Origin of the sequence: Variovorax sp. Varisp41, assembly GCF_047325085.1 — a bacterium.
In the GTDB taxonomy this organism is placed as follows: Bacteria; Pseudomonadota; Gammaproteobacteria; order Burkholderiales; family Burkholderiaceae_C; genus Variovorax.
This window is the reverse complement of record NZ_CP168540.1, coordinates 6,307,905-6,325,540: the sequence shown is the minus strand read 5'-3', so window position 1 is coordinate 6,325,540 and position 17,636 is coordinate 6,307,905. Positions and strand designations below refer to the sequence as shown.

Genomic DNA, 17,636 nt, shown 5'->3' with positions numbered 1-17,636 from the left:
GTGATTCCTTCAGTCCTTTTTCTTTTTGGAGCCCAGTTTGGACTCGGTGCCGGCGGCGAGCCGGCGGATGTTCTCGCGATGCCGCCAGATCAGCAGCAGGCTCATGACGATGATGGCGACCAGCGCCGTGCGGCTCAGCGGCCACGCGATGCCGCCGCCGATCAGGTAGTAGGCCGGCGCGAAGAAGGCGGCGACCAGCGAGGAGAGCGAGGAGTAGCGGAAGAACACCGCGATGATCAGCCAGGTGGCGCCGGTCGCGAGCCCGAGCCAGGGCGCGATGCCCACCAGCACGCCGGCCGCCGTCGCCACGCCCTTGCCGCCCTGGAAGCCGAAGAACACCGGGTACAGGTGGCCGAGGAAGGCGGCCACGCCAGCCACCGCGGCCACGCCGTCGTCCAGGCCCCATTGGGCGCCCCAGTGACGGATCACGAACACCGGCACCCAGCCCTTGACCGCGTCCAGCAGCAGCGTGGCCAGCGCCGCGCCCTTGTTGCCCGAGCGCAGCACGTTGGTCGCGCCGGGGTTCTTGCTGCCGTAGCTGCGCGGGTCGGCCATGCCGAGCGCCCTGCTCACGATGACGGCGAAGGACAGCGAGCCGAGCAGGTACGACGCCACGATGGCGATCAGGGTAGGCAGGTGAAAGGTCAAGGCGGGTCTCCGCGGATCGGTGTTGTTCTTCGGGGGACGCATCGCCGCGCCGATGCGCCCCGGGCGGGACGCGCAGCGCCGACGATCGAATCGCAGGAGCCGGCTATTCTGCCAGCGCGCACTCCACCGGGGTCGCACCCAGCAGCTGCACGCACACCTGCGGGTCGATGCCGATCAAGTAACCGCGCCGCCCGCCGTTGAGCACGATGCGCGGCAGCGCGAGCACCGTCGCCTCCACGTACACCGGCATTTCGCGCCTGGTGCCGAAGGGCGAGGTGCCGCCCACCATGTAGCCGCTGTGGCGCTGCGCCACCTCGGGCTTGCAGGGCTCGACCGACTTGGCGCCGATCTGGCGCGCGAGGTTCTTGGTCGACACCGTGCGGTTGCCGTGCATCAGCACCACCAGCGGCCTGGCGTCCTGGTCCTGCATCACCAGCGTCTTGATCACCATGAACGGGTCGAGCCCCAGCATCTCGGCGCCGCGCTGGGCGCCGCCGTGCTCCATGTATTCGTAGGGGTGCTCGGTGAACGCGACCTTGTGGGCGCGCAAGAGCTGGGTGGCGGGCGTCTCGGAGACGTGGGCGTTCTTCCTGGCCATGGCGGGCGAGGCCGGCTCAGGCGGCCGGGTCGCGGATCTCCCAGCGGATCGCGTCGATCTGCGCCAGCAGTTCGGGCGACAGCGTCGTGCCCCAGGCATCGATGTCCTCGTCGAGCTGCTCGACCGTGCGCACGCCGATGATGGTGCTCGCCACCTGCCACTTGGTGTAGCAGAAGGCCAGCGCGAGCTTCACCGGCGTCAGGCCGTTGTCGCGCGCGAGCTGGTTGTAGCGGCGCGCGGCCTTGAGCGCGTCGGGCCGGCCCCAGCGCAGCTTGCGCACCGATTCGTAGCGCGTGATGCGTGCTTCCTGCGGTGCGTCCGGGCCGGTGATGCCGCTCTGGTCGTACTTGCCGGTCAGCAGGCCGTAGGCCAGCGGCGAATAGGCCAGCAGCGACACGCCGAGCCGGTGCATGGTTTCGTCCAGGCCGTTCTCGGCGCCGCGGCTCGCGAGGTTGTAGACGTTCTGCACCGTCGCCACGCGCGGCAGCCCGTGCTCCTCGGCCAGGCGCACGAACTCGTGCACGCCGTAGGGCGTCTCGTTCGACAGGCCGATGGCGCGGATCTTCCCCGCCTTCACCAGCCCGGCCAGCGCCTCGAGCTGTTCGCGGATCGGGGTCTGCGAGACCTCCTTGGCCGGGTCGTAGTAGATGTTGCCGAAGGCCGGCACGTGGCGCTCGGGCCAGTGGATCTGGTAGAGGTCGATCACGTCGGTCTGCAGGCGCTTGAGGCTCGCGTCGCACGAGGCCACGATGTCCGCGCCCGTCATGCCCACGCCTTCGCGCACCCAGGGCGTGTTGCGCAGCGGGCCCGCGACCTTGCTCGCCAGCGTCAGCTTCCGGCGCGCGCCGGGGTTGGCCGCGAACCAGTTGCCGATGATGGTCTCGGTCGCGCCGTAGGTCTCCTGGCGCGTGGGCACCGAGTACATCTCGGCCGTGTCGATGAAGTCGACGCCGCGCTCGAGCGAGCGCGCCAGGATGGCATGGGCCGTGGGCTCGTCGACCTGCTCGCCGAAGGTCATGGTGCCGAGGCAGATGGGCGTGACGTGAAGGTCGCTCCGACCGAGTCTGATTTTTTGCATGCGCGGAAATGTACCGCCGGGCTTCGCGGCGCGCTGGCGGCGGCGCCAAACCCGAGCGGCGCGGCCGTCACGCCGCTGTCGTCTGGCGGACTGTGCGCATCGACCCGGCTCCTTATCATCGGAGCCATGTACCACGCCCTCCGTCCCTCGCGCAGCGAATTCGTGCCCGTGCGCAACCTCCGCTACCACGTGCGCCTCTGGGGCCAGCCCTCGGCCGAGCGGCCGCCGCTGGTGCTGGTGCACGGCTGGATGGACGTGGCCGCCTCCTGGCAGTTCGTGGTCGACGCGCTGGCCGAGGAACGCTTCATCGTCGCGCCCGACTGGCGCGGCTTCGGCCTCACCGACGGCGGCGGGGTCGACAACTACTGGCTGCCCGACTACCTGGCCGACCTCGAATGGCTGCTCGACCACTACGCGGGCGAAGGCGAATCGGCGCGCCCGGTCGACCTCGTGGGCCACAGCATGGGCGGCAACGTCGTCATGCACTACGCGGGCGTGCGGCCCGAGCGCATCCGCCGGCTGGTCAACCTCGAGGGCTTCGGCATGCCCGCGCGCCAGCCCGAGGAAGCGCCCGCGCGCTACGGCCAATGGATCGACGAACTCAAGCGGCTGCACCGCGGCGAACTCGAGCTCGCCGGCTACTCGGCCGTCGACGGCGTGGCGCGCCGGCTCATGAAGACCAACCCGCGGCTGTCGCAGGACAAGGCCGACTGGCTCGCGAGCCACTGGTCGGCCAGCCGCGCGCAGCCCGACGGCAGCGCGCGCTGGCAGATCCTCGGCGAGGCCGCGCACAAGGTCGTCAACGCCAACATCTTCCGCGTCGACGAGGTGCGCGCGCTCTATGCGCGCATTGCCGCGCCCACGCTGATGATCGAAGCGGCCGACGATAGCCTCCAGGGCTGGTGGAAGAACCGCTACACGCTCGAGGAATTCCACCAGCGGCTGGCCTCGGTGCCCTCGGTGCGCATCGAGCAGCTGGCCGATGCCGGCCACATGCTGCACCACGACCAGCCGCAGCGGGTGGCGAAGCTGATCGAGGATTTCCTTACCTAGTCAGGCCTGCTGCACGGCGCGCCGCAACGCCGCGCGCGCCAGCAGCCGCGTCGAATCGAGCGTCGGCAGCGCCGAGTTCGCATCGCCGATGATCAGCGGGATCTCGGTGCAACCCAGCACCACCGCGTCGCAGCCCTCCTCTACCTTCATGCGCTCGATCACGCGCTGGAAGCTCGCCACGCCCTCGGGGCTGAAGATGCCGTTGACCAGCTCGTCCATGATCACGCGCCCGGTCTCGTCGCGCTCCCGTGCGTTCGGCCGGCGGTACTCGAGGCCGCGCGCCGCGAACCTGGACGGATAGACCTCGCTGTCGACCAGCCAGCGCGTGCCCGTGATGCCGATGCGCCGGAAGCCGCGCCGCACGGCCTCGTCGGCCGCCACCTCGGCGATGTGCAGCCAGGGCAACGGCGAACGCGGCGCCACGTACTCGAAGGCCAGGTGGATCGTGTTGTCGGGGCAGATCAGGAAGTCGGCACCCGCGGCCTGCAGCTTGCGCGCCGAAGCGAGCATCAGCTCGCCCACGCCGGCCACGTCGCCCGCATCGAGGCAGTGCACGTAGTCCGCGAGCGAGGGCGTGTGCATCGACACCTCGGGATGCGCATGGGGCCCGAGCAGCGCGGCACCCTCCACGCAGATGGTCTTGTAGCAAAGGGCCGCTCCTTCGGCGGAGCAGCCCACGATTCCGATGTGTTGGGTCATGCCTGCGATCCTATGACCGCTGTCCGCATATGCAAGCTTGCGAATATTCGTTCGCGCGCGCGGCAGCGGCTCCTAGAGTGCCCGGTTCAGTTCTGGAGCCTCTCTCTCATGCGCCCTTTCCCCCTTTCCCGCCGCCTGGCCCTGGCCGGCGGCCTCGCCCTCACGCTGGGCCTCGCGGTCGCGGCTCAGGCCGCCGACCTGCGCGTCGGCTTCATGCCGGGCCCGTACCGCGACGCCTTCACCAAGGGCATCGAGCCCCAGCTCGCCAAGCTCGGCTACACCGTCAAGTACGTCGAATTCAGCCAGGGCGTGCAGCCCAACGACGCCGTCGAGCGCGGCCAGATCGACGCCAACATCTTCCAGCACACGCTCTACCTCAACGCCACCAACCAGCAGCAGAACTTCGACCTGGTGCCGATCGTCCACGTGCCGACGCCGCCGATGGGTCTCTATTCGCAGCGCCACAAGTCGCTGGCCAGCGTGCCCGACGGCGCCACCGTCACGCTGCCGGCCGACCCGGTGAACGCGGCGCGCGCGCTCAACATCCTCGCGGCCATCGGCTGGGTACAGCTCAAGGCAGGCGTGAACCCGCTGAGCGTGTCCGAGCGCGACATCGCGAGCAATCCCAAGCGCCTGAAGCTGGTGCCGCTCGATGCCGCCCAGGCACCGCGCTCGCTGGCCGACGCCGACCTCGCGGCCGTGCAGGGCAACTTCGCCGTCGCCTCGGGCCTCAAGCTCACCGAGGCGCTCAAGCTCGAGGACATGACCCTGCCCTACGTCAACGTGGTGGCGGTCAAGCGCGGCAACGAGAACGCGAAGTTCGCGAAGGACATCGTCGCGGCCTACCAGTCGGCCGAGTTCCAGCGCGTCTTCCTCGCCAATCCCGTGTGGGCCGGCTACCGGCTGCCCGACTACTTCTCGAAATGATCGCCCCATGAGCGGCTCCACCACCCGCGGCGCGCCTCCCCGGCGGCTGCACCTGAACGTCAACATCCTGCACTCGGGCTTCGTGCCCTCGGCCTGGCGCCTGCCCGAGGCCGACCCCTGGGCCTTCGCCGACATCCAGCACTACATCCGCACCGCGCGAATCGCGGAAGCGGGCAAGCTCGACGCGATCTTCCTGGCCGACAACGCGGCCATCGTCGACCAGATCCACTTCCGCCCGATCACCGCGCTCGAGCCCACCATCCTGCTGGCCTGCGTGGCCGCGGCCACCACTCACATCGGGCTGATCGCCACCGCCTCGACCAGCTACAACGAGCCCTACAACATCGCGCGCCGCTTCTCCACGCTCGACCACGTGAGCAACGGCCGCGCGGGCTGGAACATGGTGACCACGGCCGACCTGCCCTCGGCGCGCAACTTCGGCCTCGAGGCCACGCCCGACCATGCGAAGCGCTACGCGCGCGCCTCGGAGTTCGCCGACATCGTGAAGGCGCTGTGGGACAGCTGGGAAGACGGCGCCTTTGTCGGCGACAAGGCCACGGGCAGCTTCGTCGACGCCACCAGGGTGCACCCCATCGCGCACCGCGGCGAGCACTTCGCGGTGCAGGGCCCGCTGAACCTACCGCGCGCGCCGCAGGGCCATCCGGTGCTGGTACAGGCCGGCGCCTCGGCCGACGGGCGCGAGCTCGCCTCGCGCCATGCCGAGGCCGTGTTCTCGGCCTCGCAGTCCTTCGAGGAATCGCTGGCCTATGCGCGCGCCCTCAAGACCCGCGCGGCCGAGCTGGGCCGCGGCCCCGACGCGGTGAAGGTGCTCGCGGGCCTCACCACCATCGTCGGCGGCACCGAGGCCGAGGCGCTGCGCCGCCGCGACGAGCTGGTCGACCTGATCCCCTGGGACTACAGCCTCACGCGCATCGCGGGCACGCTGGGCATCACGCCCGATCGCCTGAAGCTCGACGAGCGCCTGCCCGAGAACCTGCCGCTGCCCGGCAATGGCAACGGTAACCACACCTTCTTCAATGCGGTGGTGGCGGCCGGCCGCACCCATGGCTACACGGTGCGCCAGCTGATCCGCGAGCTCGCGGGCGGCGGCGGCCACCGCGTGATCGTGGGCACGCCCGAGCAGATCGCCGACGACATCGAGCACTGGTTCAAGGGCGGCGCGGCCGACGGCTTCAACCTCATGCCCGATGCGCTGCCGCACGGGCTCGAGCATTTCGTCGACGGGGTGGTGCCGATCCTGCAGAAGCGCGGGCTGTTCCGCACCGATTACGAGGGGCGTACCTTGCGCGATCACCTGGGGCTGGCGCGGCCCGAAGGACGGACGGCGCAGCGCCTGGCGGCTTAGAAAGAAGAAGGAGAAACGCCGCCCAGGGGAGCGGCGGCGGGCCTCAACCCTCGTCGGCGTCGTTCCCCGTCAGCGACAGCACCTCTTCGACGAAGGCCTCGAACGCCGGCAGCGCCGCATGCGGCAGCGCATCGTCCGCGCCCTCGCCGTCGTCGAAGAACACCCGGGCCCGCCCCACCGGCAGCGCGACCCATTCGCCGGCCTCGAGCAGCAGGCCCAGATAGCCCTCGCCCTCGGGCACGTAGAACAACCCGGCCTGCCCGAGCACGCGAACCTCCTCGCCCGCGAGGGGCGCGGGGGCGTCCTCGCGCCCCCATCGCACGCCCTGCGCGGCCAGCCGGTCGGTGATCCAGCCGTCGCACACATGGGTGTCGCTCCAGCTCGCTTGCGCATCGAACACGGCCAGCACGGGCATGGGAAGGTCCCTCTCAGAAAAGTAGTTGGTTTATTGCAGGAAGCTGGGCTTCGCGTAGCCCTGGAACTTGGTATCGACCACCGTCTTGAACTCCTTCGAGTGGTAGGCCTCCACGAGGTCCTTGGCCCAGGCGGTGTTCTTGTCCGCGGTCTTCACGGCCACGACATTCAGGTAGTAGTCGGGCGTCTTCTCGAGCACCACCGCTTCGGTGAGCTTCAGGCCCGAGGAGATCGCGAAGTTGCCGTTGATGATCGCGTACTCGGTGTCGCCGAGCGAGCGCGGCAATTGTGCAGCCTCGAGCGGAATGAACTTCAGCTTCCTGGGGTTGTCGGCCACGTCCTTCTCGGAAGCGCGCAGCGGATCCACGCCCTGCTTGATCGTGATCAGCTTGTTCTGCTCCAGCAGCACCAGCGCGCGCGCCAGGTTGCTCGGATCGTTCGGCAGCGTCACGCGGTCGCCGTCCTTCAGGTCGGCCAGCGTCTTGCGCTTGGTCGAGTACACGCCCAGTGGCGCGATCGGGCCCTGCACCAGCTCGGCCAGGTCCAGCTTCTGGTCGGCCGCGAATTTCTTCAGGTAGACCTGGTGCTGGAAGAAGTTGGCGTCGAGCGAACCCTGGGCCAGCGCCAGGTTGGGCTGTACGTAATCGTTGAATTCGACCAGCTTCACCTTGTAGCCCTTCTTCTCGAGGATCGGCACGATGCCTTGCTTGAGCTGGTCGATGTTCGAGCCGGCGGTGCCGCCGATCGTGAGGTTCTTCTTGGCGTCCTGCGCCTGCGCCGGCAGCGAGAGGCCGCCGAGCGACAGCGCGGCGAGGGACAGGGCGAGGACGGAACGGCGCAGCAGTGCGGTGGTCATGACGGAAGGCTTTGCAGGAAAGAAAGAGAAAAGGGAACGGGAGAAGAAACGAATCAACGCTTGTCGAGCCTGCGCGCCGCGGTGTTGCCGACGAATTGCAGGATCTGTACCAGCACCACGAGCAGCGCCACGGTGAGCACCATCACGTCGGTCTGGAAGCGGTAGTAGCCGTAGCGGATGGCCAGGTCGCCGATGCCGCCGCCGCCCACCACGCCGGCGATCGCCGAGTAGGAGAGGAAGCTCACCGCCAGCACCGTGAGCGCCAGCACCAGGCCCGAGCGGGCCTCGACCACCAGCACGCGCCAGACGATCTGCAGCTCCGAGGCGCCCATCGCATGGGCCGCCTCGATCACGCCGCGCGGCACCTCGCGCAGGCACTGGTCGACCAGCCGCGCGAAATAGGGAATGGCCGCGAAGGACAGCGGCACCGCCGCGGCCAGCGGCCCGATCGAGGTGCCCGCGATGATGCGCGTGAACGGCACCAGCGCCACCAGCAGGATGATGAACGGGAAGGAGCGCACCGTGTTCACGAGCCAGTTCAGGATCAGGAACGCGGGCCGGTTGGCGAGCGACTGGCCCGGGCCGAGCAGGAACAGCAGGATGCCCAGCGGCCCGCCGATCAGCACCGCGGCCGACAGGCCGATGGCCAGCATCATGAAGGTCTGGCCGGTGGCGACCCAGAGCTCGGGAAGGATGGGGGCGATGTTCTCAAACATAGGCCACCTCCAGCGCGCCGCGCTGCGTGGACACCGAGGCGCTGGCCGAAGCAGCCTCGCGCGCTTCGCGAGCATCGCGTTCGCGGCGCCGCACCAGCTCGTCGATCTCGCGGCCCAGCGCGGTCTTGCGCGCCTCGCTCGGCGCGGCATCGACCTCGAACTGCTCGACCAGCCGGCCCTTCTCGAGGATCGCCACGTTGCGGCACAGCACCTCGACCACCGACAGCTCGTGCGTCACGATCACGATGGTCACGCCGATCTTCTGGTTGATGTCGCGCAAGGTCTCGAGCAGCGAGCGCGTGGTCTCGCTGTCGAGCGCCGAGGTCGGTTCGTCGCACAGCAGCACCTGCGGGCGCGGCGCCAGCGCGCGGGCGATCGCCACGCGCTGCTTCTGGCCGCCCGAGAGCTGGGCCGGGTAGGTGTCGATCTTTTCCGACAGGCCCACCAGCGCCAGGCATTCGCGCACGCGGGCGTCGATCTCGGCGCGCGAGTGGCGGCCGTGGATCTTCAGCGGGAAGGCCACGTTGTCGAACACCGTGGCGTTCTGCAGCAGGTTGAACTGCTGGAAGATCATGCCGATGTTCTGGCGCGTGTCGCGCAGCTCGCGGCGCGACAGCGTCGTCAGGTCGCGCCCGCCGACCAGCACGCGGCCCGCGTCGGGCCGCTCGAGCAGGTTGATCAGGCGCAGAAGGGTCGACTTGCCGGCGCCGCTCTTGCCGATCAGGCCGAACACGTCGCCCTGCTGGATGTCGAGCGACAGCGATTGCACGGCGTCGAAGACCTCGCCGCTGGGCAGCGCGAAGGACTTCTGCACCGACTGGAGGCGGATGACCGGTTCCGCGCTGCCGCGGGCCGGGTCGGACGATGGGTTGCTCATGTCTGGGGAACCAAGGAACGGATGCGCGCGGCCGCCAACAGGAACACCGGCCACGGATTCGCAAAAAGGTGGCGAGTATGAAAAGAAAGGCATCGAAAGGGAACGAACAAATCGGGCGATGCTTATTCCCGAAATCACATAAGAAGGCGCCAACCTTCAACCACATACACCATAAAGCGAGCAGGGGCTCCGCCGCCGCGGCCTCCTTGCCGCCACCCTGGCGGCTTCCCTCCTCGGCGGCATCGCCGGCGGCGCCCAGGCCCAGGACAACAAGAACACCGTCAAGGTCGGCATCTCGGTCGGCAACGCCGAGCAGATCTTCGAGGTGGTGAAGAAGGTCGCCGCCAAGGACGGCCTCACGGTCCAGGTCGTGGTCTTCAACGACTACCAACTGCCCAATGCCGCGCTCGCGGCCGGCGACCTCGACGCCAACGCCTTCCAGCACCAGCCCTTCCTCGACAACCAGATCAAGGCGCGCGGCTTCGACCTCGTGCCCGTGGGCCTGACCATCACCGCGCCGCTGGGCTTCTATTCGAAGAAGCTCAAGAGCATCGACCAGCTGTCCGAGGGCGCCGCGGTCGGCATCCAGAACGACCCGTCGAACGGCAACCGCGCGCTGTTGCTGCTGCAGCAGGCCGGCCTGATCACGCTCAAACCCGAGGCCGTGAAGAACAACACCGCCACCCCGCTCGACGTGGTGACCAACCCCAAGAAGCTCAAGCTGGTGTCGCTCGACGCCGCGCAGCTGCCGCGCTCGCTCGACGACCTCGCGATCGCCGCCATCAACAACGACTACGCCGAGAAGGCCGGCCTCTCGTTCAACAAGGACGCCGTCATCAAGGAATCGCCCAAAGGCCCCTACGCCAACCTGATCGCCGTGCGCCGCGCCGACAAGGACAAGCCCTGGGCCAAACGCCTCGTGGCGGCCTACCAGTCGCCCGAGGTCAGGAGCTTCATCGAGACGCAGTTCAAGGGCGCGCTGGTTCCCGCGTTCTGACGCCGCCGCCCCACGCGCCCTCCCGGCCCCCCTGCGCGCGCCGCGCCCAGGGGGCTTTTCGCCTTTGGCGGCACTGGAATGGCACTGCCCATGGGGTCATCCGCCACCCGTGAGAAAATGGCGGGTTCCCTGGAGGGCACGCCTCTCCTCCCCTCGCCAACCCACACAGTCAGGACCACCCCATGGACGCAGAACAAATCAACCAGATCGGCGCAACGCTTGCGGACCTGAGCGCCCGGACCGTGGATCTCCGGAGGTATCTTTGACTACGATGCCAAAGCCGAACGTCTGAGGACGGTCAACGCATCGCTCGAAGATCCCAACGTCTGGAACGACCCCAAGAAGGCCCAGGAGCTGGGCAAGGAAAAGAAGTCGCTCGACGACGTCGTCGTCACGCTCGACCGCCTCACCAGCGGCCTCGCGGACAACACCGAGCTCTACGAGATGTCGAAGGAGGAAGGCGACGTCGACGGCCTGCAGGCCATCGCCGATGACGCCGCCACGCTCGAAACCGACATCAAGCAGCTCGAGTTCCGCCGGATGTTCAACAACCCGGCCGACCCGCTGAACGCCTTCGTCGACATCCAGGCCGGCGCCGGCGGCACCGAGGCCTGCGACTGGGCCAGCATGCTGCTGCGCCAGTACACCAAGTACGCCGAGCGCAAGGGCTTCAAGATCCAGCTCGAGGACGAGACCCCGGGCGACACCGCCGGCATCAAGAGCGCGACCATCAAGGTCGAGGGCGACTACGCCTTCGGCCTGCTGCGCACCGAGACCGGCGTGCACCGCCTCGTGCGCAAGTCGCCGTTCGACTCCTCGGGCGGGCGCCACACCAGCTTCGCGAGCATCTTCGTCTACCCCGAGATCGACGACTCCATCGAGATCGAGATCAACCCGGCGGACGTGCGCACCGACACCTTCCGTGCCAGCGGCGCGGGCGGCCAGCACATCAACAAGACCGACTCGGCCGTGCGCCTCACGCACATCCCGACCGGCATCGTGGTGCAGTGCCAGGACGGCCGCAGCCAGCACAGCAACCGCGACGTGGCGTGGAAGCGCCTGCGTTCGCGCCTGTACGACCACGAGATGCGCAAGCGCATGGAAGAGCAGCAGAAGCTCGAGGACAGCAAGACCGACGTGGGCTGGGGCCACCAGATCCGCAGCTACGTGCTGGACAACAGCCGCATCAAGGACCTGCGCACCAACGTCGAGATCTCGGCCACCCAGAAGGTGCTCGACGGCGACCTCGACGTGTTCATCGAAGCCTCGCTCAAGCAGGGCGTCTGATCCCGCCTCCTCCTTTTCGTCACCACCGCAACCACCCGCGCAGCCCCGCATGAACCTCAACGGCAAGGTCGAAGCCCTGATCTTCGACATGGACGGCACCATGATCGACTCCATGCCCTGGCATGCGCGCTCGTGGGTCGAGTTCGTGGCGCGCCACGGCCTGGTGCTCGACGTGAGCGACATCCTCGCGCGCACCACGGGCCGCACCGGCGCCGAGTGCATGCGCGAGCTGTTCGAGCGCGAGCTGTCCGATGACGAGTGCCAGGCGCTGGTGCACGAGAAGGAAGAGATCTACCGCGCGATGTTCAGCGACAACTTCACCGAAGTCGCCGGCTTCACCGCCTTCGCCAGGGCCGCCGTCGCGCGCGGCCTGAAGGTGGCCGTGGGCACCGCGGGCGACCGCCACAACATCGAGTTCGCCATGTCGCGCCTGAAGATGGACCCGCTGCCGCTGGCCATCGTCGGCGGCGACGAAGGCTTCAGCGGCAAGCCCACGCCCGCCATCTTTCTCGAGGCCGCGCGCCGCATCGGCGTGGCGCCCGAACGCTGCATCGTGTTCGAGGACGCCCCCTTCGGCATCGAGGCCGCGCGCCGCGGTGGCATGCGCGCCGTGGCCGTGTGCAGCACCCACAGCGCCGCCGAGCTCGCCGGCCCCCACGTGATCGCCGCCGTGCGCGACTACAACGAACTCGCCCATTCGAATTTTCTGGAGACCCTCGATGCCGTTGCTGCCTGATTTCAGCGGTGCCCAAGCCGCACCGAACGCCATCCGCCGCGAAGACTACGCACCGCCGGCCTTCTGGATCGACACCGTCGACCTCACCTTCGACCTCGACCCGGCCAAGACCCGCGTGCTCAACCGCATGCGCCTGCGCCGCAACCCCGACGTGCCGGCGCAGCCGCTGCGCCTGGACGGCGACGAGCTCAACCTCGCGCGCGTGCTCGTCAACGGCCAGGGCGCCTCGTTCCGCATGGAAGGCGACCAGCTCGTGCTCGACGGCCTGCCCTCGGCCGAAGAAGGCTCGTTCGAGCTCGAGCTCTTCACCACCTGCTGCCCCATCAAGAACACCAAGCTGATGGGCCTGTTCGTGAGCGAGGACACCTTCTTCACGCAGTGCGAGGCCGAGGGCTTCCGCCGCATCACCTACTTCCTCGACCGGCCCGACGTGATGGCGATGTACACCGTCACCCTGCGCGCCGCCAAGGCCGCCTACCCGGTGCTGCTGTCGAACGGCAACCTGGTCGAGCACGGCGACCTGCCCGAGGGCCGCCACTTCGCCAAGTGGGTCGACCCCTTCAAGAAGCCCAGCTACCTGTTCGCGCTGGTCGCGGGCAAGCTGGTGGCGCGCGAGCAGCGCATCAAGGCGCGCAGCGGCAAGGAACACCTGCTGCAGGTGTACGTGCGCGCCGGCGACCTCGACAAGACCGAGCACGCGATGAACTCGCTGATCAACTCGGTGCTGTGGGACGAGGCCCGCTTCGGCCTGCCGCTGGACCTCGACCGCTTCATGATCGTGGCCACCAGCGACTTCAACATGGGCGCCATGGAGAACAAGGGCCTGAACATCTTCAACACGAAGTACGTTCTGGCCAACCAGGCCACGGCCACCGACGCCGACTACAGCAACATCGAGAGCGTGGTCGGCCACGAGTACTTCCACAACTGGTCGGGCGACCGCGTGACTTGCCGCGACTGGTTCCAGCTCTCGCTGAAGGAAGGCCTCACCGTCTTCCGCGACCAGGAGTTCAGCCAGGACCTGTGCGCCGACGCCTCGGCGCGCGCCGTCAAGCGCATCGAAGACGTGCGCGTGCTGCGCACCGCCCAGTTCCCCGAGGACGCCGGCCCCATGGCCCACCCGGTGCGGCCCGACAGCTACATCGAGATCAGCAACTTCTACACCGTCACCATCTACGAGAAGGGTGCCGAGGTCGTGCGCATGATGCAGACCCTGGTGGGCCGCAAGGGCTTCGAGAAGGGCATCACCCTCTACTTCGAGCGCCACGACGGCCAGGCCGTGACCTGCGACGACTTCGCCCAGGCCATCGCCGACGCCAACCCCGACTCCGAACTCGCGCGCCTGTTGCCCCAGTTCAAGCGCTGGTACAGCCAGGCCGGCACCCCGCGGCTGAAGGCCAGCGGCGTGTACGACAGCGCCAACCGCAGCTACACCCTCAGCGTGCTGCAGAGCTGCCCGCCCACCCCGGGCCAGCCCAACAAGGAACCGTTCGTCATCCCGCTCAACCTCGGCCTGCTCGACGCCAGCGGCCGCGAGCTGCCCGTGCAGCTCGAGGGCGAGGCCGAAGGCAGCGCCGGCACCCGCACCCTGGTGCTGTCGCGCGCCGGCGAACAGTTCACCTTCACCAACCTCGACGCCGAGCCCGTGCCCTCGATCCTGCGCGGCTTCAGCGCGCCGGTGATCCTCGACTTCGAGTACAGCGACGCCCAGCTGCTGACCCTGCTGGCCAACGACCCCGATCCCTTCAACCGCTGGGAAGCTGGCCAGCGCCTGGGCCTGCGCGCCGCGCTGCAGGGCATCGCCGCGCTGGCCACCGACACCACCCCGGTGCTCGGCGAGGCCTACCTCGAGGCCATGCGCAGCGTGCTGCGCCATCCGCAGCTCGACCCGGCCTTCAAGGAGCTGGTGCTCACCCTGCCGTCGGAAACCTACATCGCCGAGCAGCTCGACGTGGTCGATCCGCAGCGCGTGCACCTCGTGCGCGAAGCCATGCGCGCCCAGCTCGCCACCGCCCTGTTCAGCGACTGGCAGCAGGCCTACGAGGCGCACCACGACACCGGCGCCTACAGCCCCGATCCGCTGAGCTCGGGCCGCCGCGCCCTGGCCGGCATGGCGCTCAACTTCCTGTGCCTGGCCGCGCGCTCGTCGGGCGACACCGTCTGGCCCGGCAAGACCCTGCAGCGCTTCAAGGACGCGGGCAACATGACCGACCGCTTCAACGCGCTCAACGCCCTCGTCTCTTCGGGCCACACCCTGGCCGCGCAGGCGCTCGCACGCTTCCATGCGCTGTTCAAGAACGAGGCCCTGGTCATCGACAAGTGGTTCTCGCTGCAAGCCGGCGCCAGCGACCGCGGCGGCGACATCCTGCCGCTGGTGAAGCAGCTCATGAAGCACCCCGACTTCTCGCTGAAGAACCCCAACCGCGCGCGCAGCGTCATCTTCAGCTACTGCAGCGCCAACCCCGGCGCCTTCCACCGCCCCGACGCCGCCGGCTACGTGTTCTGGAGCGAGCGCGTCATCGAGCTCGACGCCCTCAACCCCCAGGTGGCCGCCCGCCTCGCGCGCGCCCTCGACCGCTGGAGCAAGCTCGCCGAGCCCTACCGCAGCGCCGCGCGCTAAGCAATCGCGCGCGTGGCCGCCAAGCCCGACCTGAGCAAGGACACCCACGAGGTCGTGACCCGCGCCCTGGCCGGCAGCTGATCCGCACACAAGCAACGCATCGAAGAGAAACCGAAGAACCCTCATGGCTCAACAGAAGATTTCCCTCACCCGCTACCTCGTCGAACAGCAGCGCGCCGACGGCCTCATCCCCGGCCAGCTGCGGCTGCTGCTCGAAGTGGTGGCCCGTGCCTGCAAGAGCATCAGCCAGGCCGTCAACAAGGGCGCCCTGGGCGGCGTGCTCGGCACCGCCGAGAGCGAGAACGTGCAGGGCGAGATCCAGAAGAAGCTGGACATCATCGCCAACGAGGTGCTGATCGAAGCCAACGAATGGGGCGGCCACCTCGCCGCCATGGCCAGCGAGGAGATGGACAGCATCTACGTCGTGCCCAACCGCTACCCGCAGGGCGAGTACCTGCTCATGTTCGACCCGCTCGACGGCAGCAGCAACATCGACGTCAACGTCAGCATCGGCACCATCTTCAGCGTGCTCAAGAAGCCCGAGGGCCACCCCGGCGTGCAGGAGGGCGACTTCCTCCAGGCCGGCACCCAGCAGGTGGCCGCCGGCTACTGCATCTACGGCCCGCAGACCACCCTCGTGCTGACCGTGGGCAACGGCGTCGCCATGTTCACCCTCGATCGCGAGCAGGGCAGCTTCGTGCTGACCCAGGAAGACATCCAGATTCCGCCCGACACCAAGGAATTCGCGATCAACATGAGCAACATGCGCCACTGGGACGAGCCCGTGAAGCGCTACATCGACGAATGCCTGGCCGGCAAGGAAGGCCCGCGCGGCAAGGACTTCAACATGCGCTGGATCGCCAGCATGGTGGCCGACGTGCACCGCATCCTGATGCGCGGCGGCGTGTTCATGTACCCCTGGGACAAGCGCGAGCCCGAGAAGGCCGGCAAGCTGCGCCTGATGTACGAGGCCAACCCCATGAGCTGGCTGGTGGAACAGGCCGGCGGCGCCGCCACCAACGGCAAGCAGCGCATCCTCGACCTGCAGCCCACCAAGCTGCACGAGCGCGTCAGCGTGATGTTGGGTTCGCGAAACGAAGTCGAGCGTTTGACCCAGTACCACGCTCAAAAGGACTGAAAACCTCGCTATAATTGAAGGCTTCGCCGGTGTAGCTCAGTCGGTAGAGCAGCTCATTCGTAATGAGAAGGTCGGGTGTTCGATTCATCTCTCCGGCACCAATCTGAAAAGCCCCGCTATTGAAAAGATAGCGGGGCTTTTTTCCTTGTGGCAGCCTCATGTCTCGTAGCTCGATTCATATGACGCGCGTGTTTCACACCTCTTTGCCCAAGGGCGGGCTCTTCGTCGGTGTCATCGCCGTCGCCCTGCATCTGCTCAGCGCTTCGTCGGCTTACGCCCAGCCCAAGGTCTACCGATGCGAGGCAAACGGCAAAGTCTCTTACTCAGACGCTCCCTGTGTAGGCGCCAAAGTCATCGATGCAACGCCGACCCAAGGCATGGACAAGATGGGCGGGAGCTCTCGCAAGGGCCGCGAAGTTCAGCAAGACGAGTTTCATCGTCAGTTCGACAGCGCCCTGCGCCCCTTACACGGACGCACACACGACGAGATGAACGTCGCTCGCCGCCGCGTGAACCTTCCGGCGAGTGATCAGGCGCAATGCAGCCATCTTGATCGCCTAATGCCTTCGCTCGAAGCCGATGCAAACCAGGCGAAGGCAGAAGCGAAGGCCAGAGCAGATGTAGAGCTCTACAAGGCGCGCAAGCGCTTCTTCGATTTGAAGTGCTAGCCCTGCACGGGCCAACGAGCACTCGCGTTATCGCTCGATGCTGCGCAGTTTTTCGATAAGCCCGTCGTTCTTCAACTTGGCGTGCTCACCATAGTGCACCTCGCGGTGGCAGGTCGGGCAAAGCGCCGCGACGAATCGAGGATGGTCAGGGCCGCCGTCTGAAACACGGGTAGTGTGGTGGGGTTCCAAGTAGTGATCCCCGCCCTTCCGTTTGAACGGTGCTGGCTGCTCGCAAAGTTCACAGTGCCCCGCAGCGCGCAGAAGCACATAGTCGCGAACCGCTCGGCTGCGCTCGTAGACAGTGCGATGGCTTGACTTGCCAACTTGAGAGCCATCTGCCTTTGCTGCGGCAACGGCTCGTTCTCTGGCCTCTTTCAACGAAGGGACTGTGGATAGCTGATCCACGTCTACAAGGTCACTGTGTTCCAACCTCGAAACCGGCACGAGTTTGAAGACGATCGCCTTGCGCTTCGCACCGTTGGTGTCCTCAGCATCTGTCCATGTGTGGCTGTCATAGACGAACTCACCCAGGTATTGCTGCCCTTTTCCTTTGCCCGGTGACTGAAACAGATGAAGCGCGCGAGCGTTCAACGAATGGTTGAGGATCGCGAGATTGCCCCGCTTCAACACCATGTCTGCCTGCTGGCCCTCGCCTGTGTATAGGAAGCTGCCGTCTGCCAGCGGTACGTCGGCATAGCCATGTCGATTTCCGCTCTCGCCGGTAAACAAAAAAATAACCGGGAAGTTTTTCGAGGGCGAGATGCCGCTTCGCTGGCTGCCTCCAAATGGTCCATGGAGGTCCGTTAGACGGTTATAGATTCTTCCAACCTCAAAGGAAGGCAGGACAGCACTTGGCTCAGGCACGGACTGATCTTTCTGCCGCGGGCGCTCGTGGATCGAATTCGTTAATGATTAGAAATATACTTTAACGATCATCCTCAAAACCCACCGAGCCAGA

General features: G+C 67.4%; 17 protein-coding genes, 1 tRNA gene and 1 pseudogene. 10 read left to right on the top strand and 9 right to left on the bottom strand.

Going from position 1 to position 17,636, the window contains the following annotated elements; genetic code table 11:
* Positions 1–9: 9 nt before the first annotated feature.
* The 3 genes from plsY to ACEN9J_RS29390 all read right to left on the bottom strand — a co-directional run bounded on the left by plsY (position 10) and on the right by ACEN9J_RS29390 (position 2,324).
* On the bottom strand, positions 10–648 hold the full coding sequence (gene plsY, locus ACEN9J_RS29400; RefSeq protein ID WP_057594898.1) for a glycerol-3-phosphate 1-O-acyltransferase PlsY: 639 nt from the start codon (positions 646–648) through the stop codon (positions 10–12).
* Positions 649–751: 103 nt separating this feature from the next.
* Positions 752–1,246 carry an aminoacyl-tRNA deacylase gene (locus ACEN9J_RS29395; protein WP_261216682.1) on the bottom strand — a complete coding sequence of 165 codons (495 nt, stop codon included), beginning with the start codon at positions 1,244–1,246 and terminating at the stop codon, positions 752–754.
* Between the two features lie 16 nt (positions 1,247–1,262).
* Entirely contained in the window at positions 1,263–2,324 is a 1,062-nt protein-coding gene (locus ACEN9J_RS29390; protein WP_413762764.1) for an aldo/keto reductase, read from the bottom strand.
* A 126-nt stretch (positions 2,325–2,450) separates the two neighbouring features.
* Here ACEN9J_RS29390 and ACEN9J_RS29385 point away from each other — a divergent pair, with 126 nt between their 5' ends.
* On the top strand, positions 2,451–3,377 hold the full coding sequence (locus ACEN9J_RS29385) for an alpha/beta fold hydrolase (RefSeq protein ID WP_296731119.1): 927 nt from the start codon (positions 2,451–2,453) through the stop codon (positions 3,375–3,377).
* On the opposite strand, the gene ACEN9J_RS29380 is transcribed toward ACEN9J_RS29385, so the two are convergent.
* Positions 3,378–4,076 (bottom strand): aspartate/glutamate racemase family protein, encoded by a 699-nt coding sequence (locus ACEN9J_RS29380; RefSeq protein WP_413762763.1) that lies wholly within the window; start codon positions 4,074–4,076, stop codon positions 3,378–3,380.
* Positions 4,077–4,184: 108 nt separating this feature from the next.
* Between ACEN9J_RS29380 and ACEN9J_RS29375 the strand changes: the two genes are divergently transcribed.
* Positions 4,185–5,003 carry a MetQ/NlpA family ABC transporter substrate-binding protein gene (locus ACEN9J_RS29375; protein WP_413762762.1) on the top strand — a complete coding sequence of 273 codons (819 nt, stop codon included), beginning with the start codon at positions 4,185–4,187 and terminating at the stop codon, positions 5,001–5,003.
* Positions 5,004–5,010: 7 nt separating this feature from the next.
* A complete protein-coding gene (locus ACEN9J_RS29370; protein WP_413762761.1) occupies positions 5,011–6,369 on the top strand; it encodes an LLM class flavin-dependent oxidoreductase in 1,359 nt (452 codons plus the stop codon).
* Positions 6,370–6,412: 43 nt separating this feature from the next.
* Here the strand turns inward: ACEN9J_RS29370 and ACEN9J_RS29365 are convergent, their stop codons facing one another.
* From ACEN9J_RS29365 to ACEN9J_RS29350, 4 genes are read right to left on the bottom strand one after another with little or no spacing between them, the layout of a single operon-like run.
* Positions 6,413–6,784 (bottom strand): hypothetical protein, encoded by a 372-nt coding sequence (locus ACEN9J_RS29365; protein WP_413762760.1) that lies wholly within the window; start codon positions 6,782–6,784, stop codon positions 6,413–6,415.
* 30 nt (positions 6,785–6,814) lie between these two features.
* The gene (locus ACEN9J_RS29360; protein WP_057594908.1) at positions 6,815–7,639 is read right to left on the bottom strand and encodes a MetQ/NlpA family ABC transporter substrate-binding protein; all 825 of its coding nucleotides are present in this window, start codon (positions 7,637–7,639) and stop codon (positions 6,815–6,817) included.
* Positions 7,640–7,692: 53 nt separating this feature from the next.
* Complete coding sequence (locus ACEN9J_RS29355; protein ID WP_093340247.1) at positions 7,693–8,355, bottom strand: methionine ABC transporter permease; 663 nt, start codon at positions 8,353–8,355, stop codon at positions 7,693–7,695.
* Positions 8,348–9,232: a methionine ABC transporter ATP-binding protein gene (locus ACEN9J_RS29350; RefSeq protein ID WP_413762759.1), complete on the bottom strand. Its 885-nt coding sequence runs from the start codon at positions 9,230–9,232 to the stop codon at positions 8,348–8,350. The genes ACEN9J_RS29355 and ACEN9J_RS29350 overlap by 8 nt, the downstream gene beginning before the upstream one ends.
* 217 nt (positions 9,233–9,449) lie before the next feature.
* Between ACEN9J_RS29350 and ACEN9J_RS29345 the strand changes: the two genes are divergently transcribed.
* The 7 genes and pseudogenes from ACEN9J_RS29345 (at position 9,450) to ACEN9J_RS29315 (ending at position 16,678) form a co-directional block, all read left to right on the top strand.
* A complete protein-coding gene (locus ACEN9J_RS29345) occupies positions 9,450–10,229 on the top strand; it encodes a MetQ/NlpA family ABC transporter substrate-binding protein (RefSeq protein WP_413764634.1) in 780 nt (259 codons plus the stop codon).
* A gap of 182 nt (positions 10,230–10,411) precedes the next feature.
* Positions 10,412–11,516 (top strand): peptide chain release factor 2 gene (gene prfB, locus ACEN9J_RS29340; protein ID WP_172705610.1). Its coding sequence is split into 2 segments (ribosomal slippage): positions 10,412–10,492 and positions 10,494–11,516, totalling 1,104 coding nucleotides; the frame shifts between segments, so codons are not numbered across the junction.
* A 49-nt stretch (positions 11,517–11,565) separates the two neighbouring features.
* Complete coding sequence (locus tag ACEN9J_RS29335) at positions 11,566–12,252, top strand: HAD family hydrolase (protein WP_057594913.1); 687 nt, start codon at positions 11,566–11,568, stop codon at positions 12,250–12,252.
* A pseudogene (gene pepN, locus ACEN9J_RS29330) lies at positions 12,236–14,953 on the top strand (aminopeptidase N). The gene ACEN9J_RS29335 and the pseudogene pepN overlap by 17 nt, the downstream one beginning before the upstream one ends.
* Positions 14,954–14,996: 43 nt before the next feature.
* Positions 14,997–16,010 carry a class 1 fructose-bisphosphatase gene (locus ACEN9J_RS29325; protein WP_057594915.1) on the top strand — a complete coding sequence of 338 codons (1,014 nt, stop codon included), beginning with the start codon at positions 14,997–14,999 and terminating at the stop codon, positions 16,008–16,010.
* A 25-nt stretch (positions 16,011–16,035) separates the two neighbouring features.
* Positions 16,036–16,111 (top strand) — tRNA-Thr (locus ACEN9J_RS29320).
* Positions 16,112–16,189: 78 nt separating this feature from the next.
* Positions 16,190–16,678 (top strand): DUF4124 domain-containing protein, encoded by a 489-nt coding sequence (locus ACEN9J_RS29315; RefSeq protein WP_413762758.1) that lies wholly within the window; start codon positions 16,190–16,192, stop codon positions 16,676–16,678.
* A 27-nt stretch (positions 16,679–16,705) separates the two neighbouring features.
* On the opposite strand, the gene ACEN9J_RS29310 is transcribed toward ACEN9J_RS29315, so the two are convergent.
* On the bottom strand, positions 16,706–17,542 hold the full coding sequence (locus tag ACEN9J_RS29310) for an HNH endonuclease (RefSeq protein ID WP_413762757.1): 837 nt from the start codon (positions 17,540–17,542) through the stop codon (positions 16,706–16,708).
* Positions 17,543–17,636 lie beyond the last annotated feature (94 nt).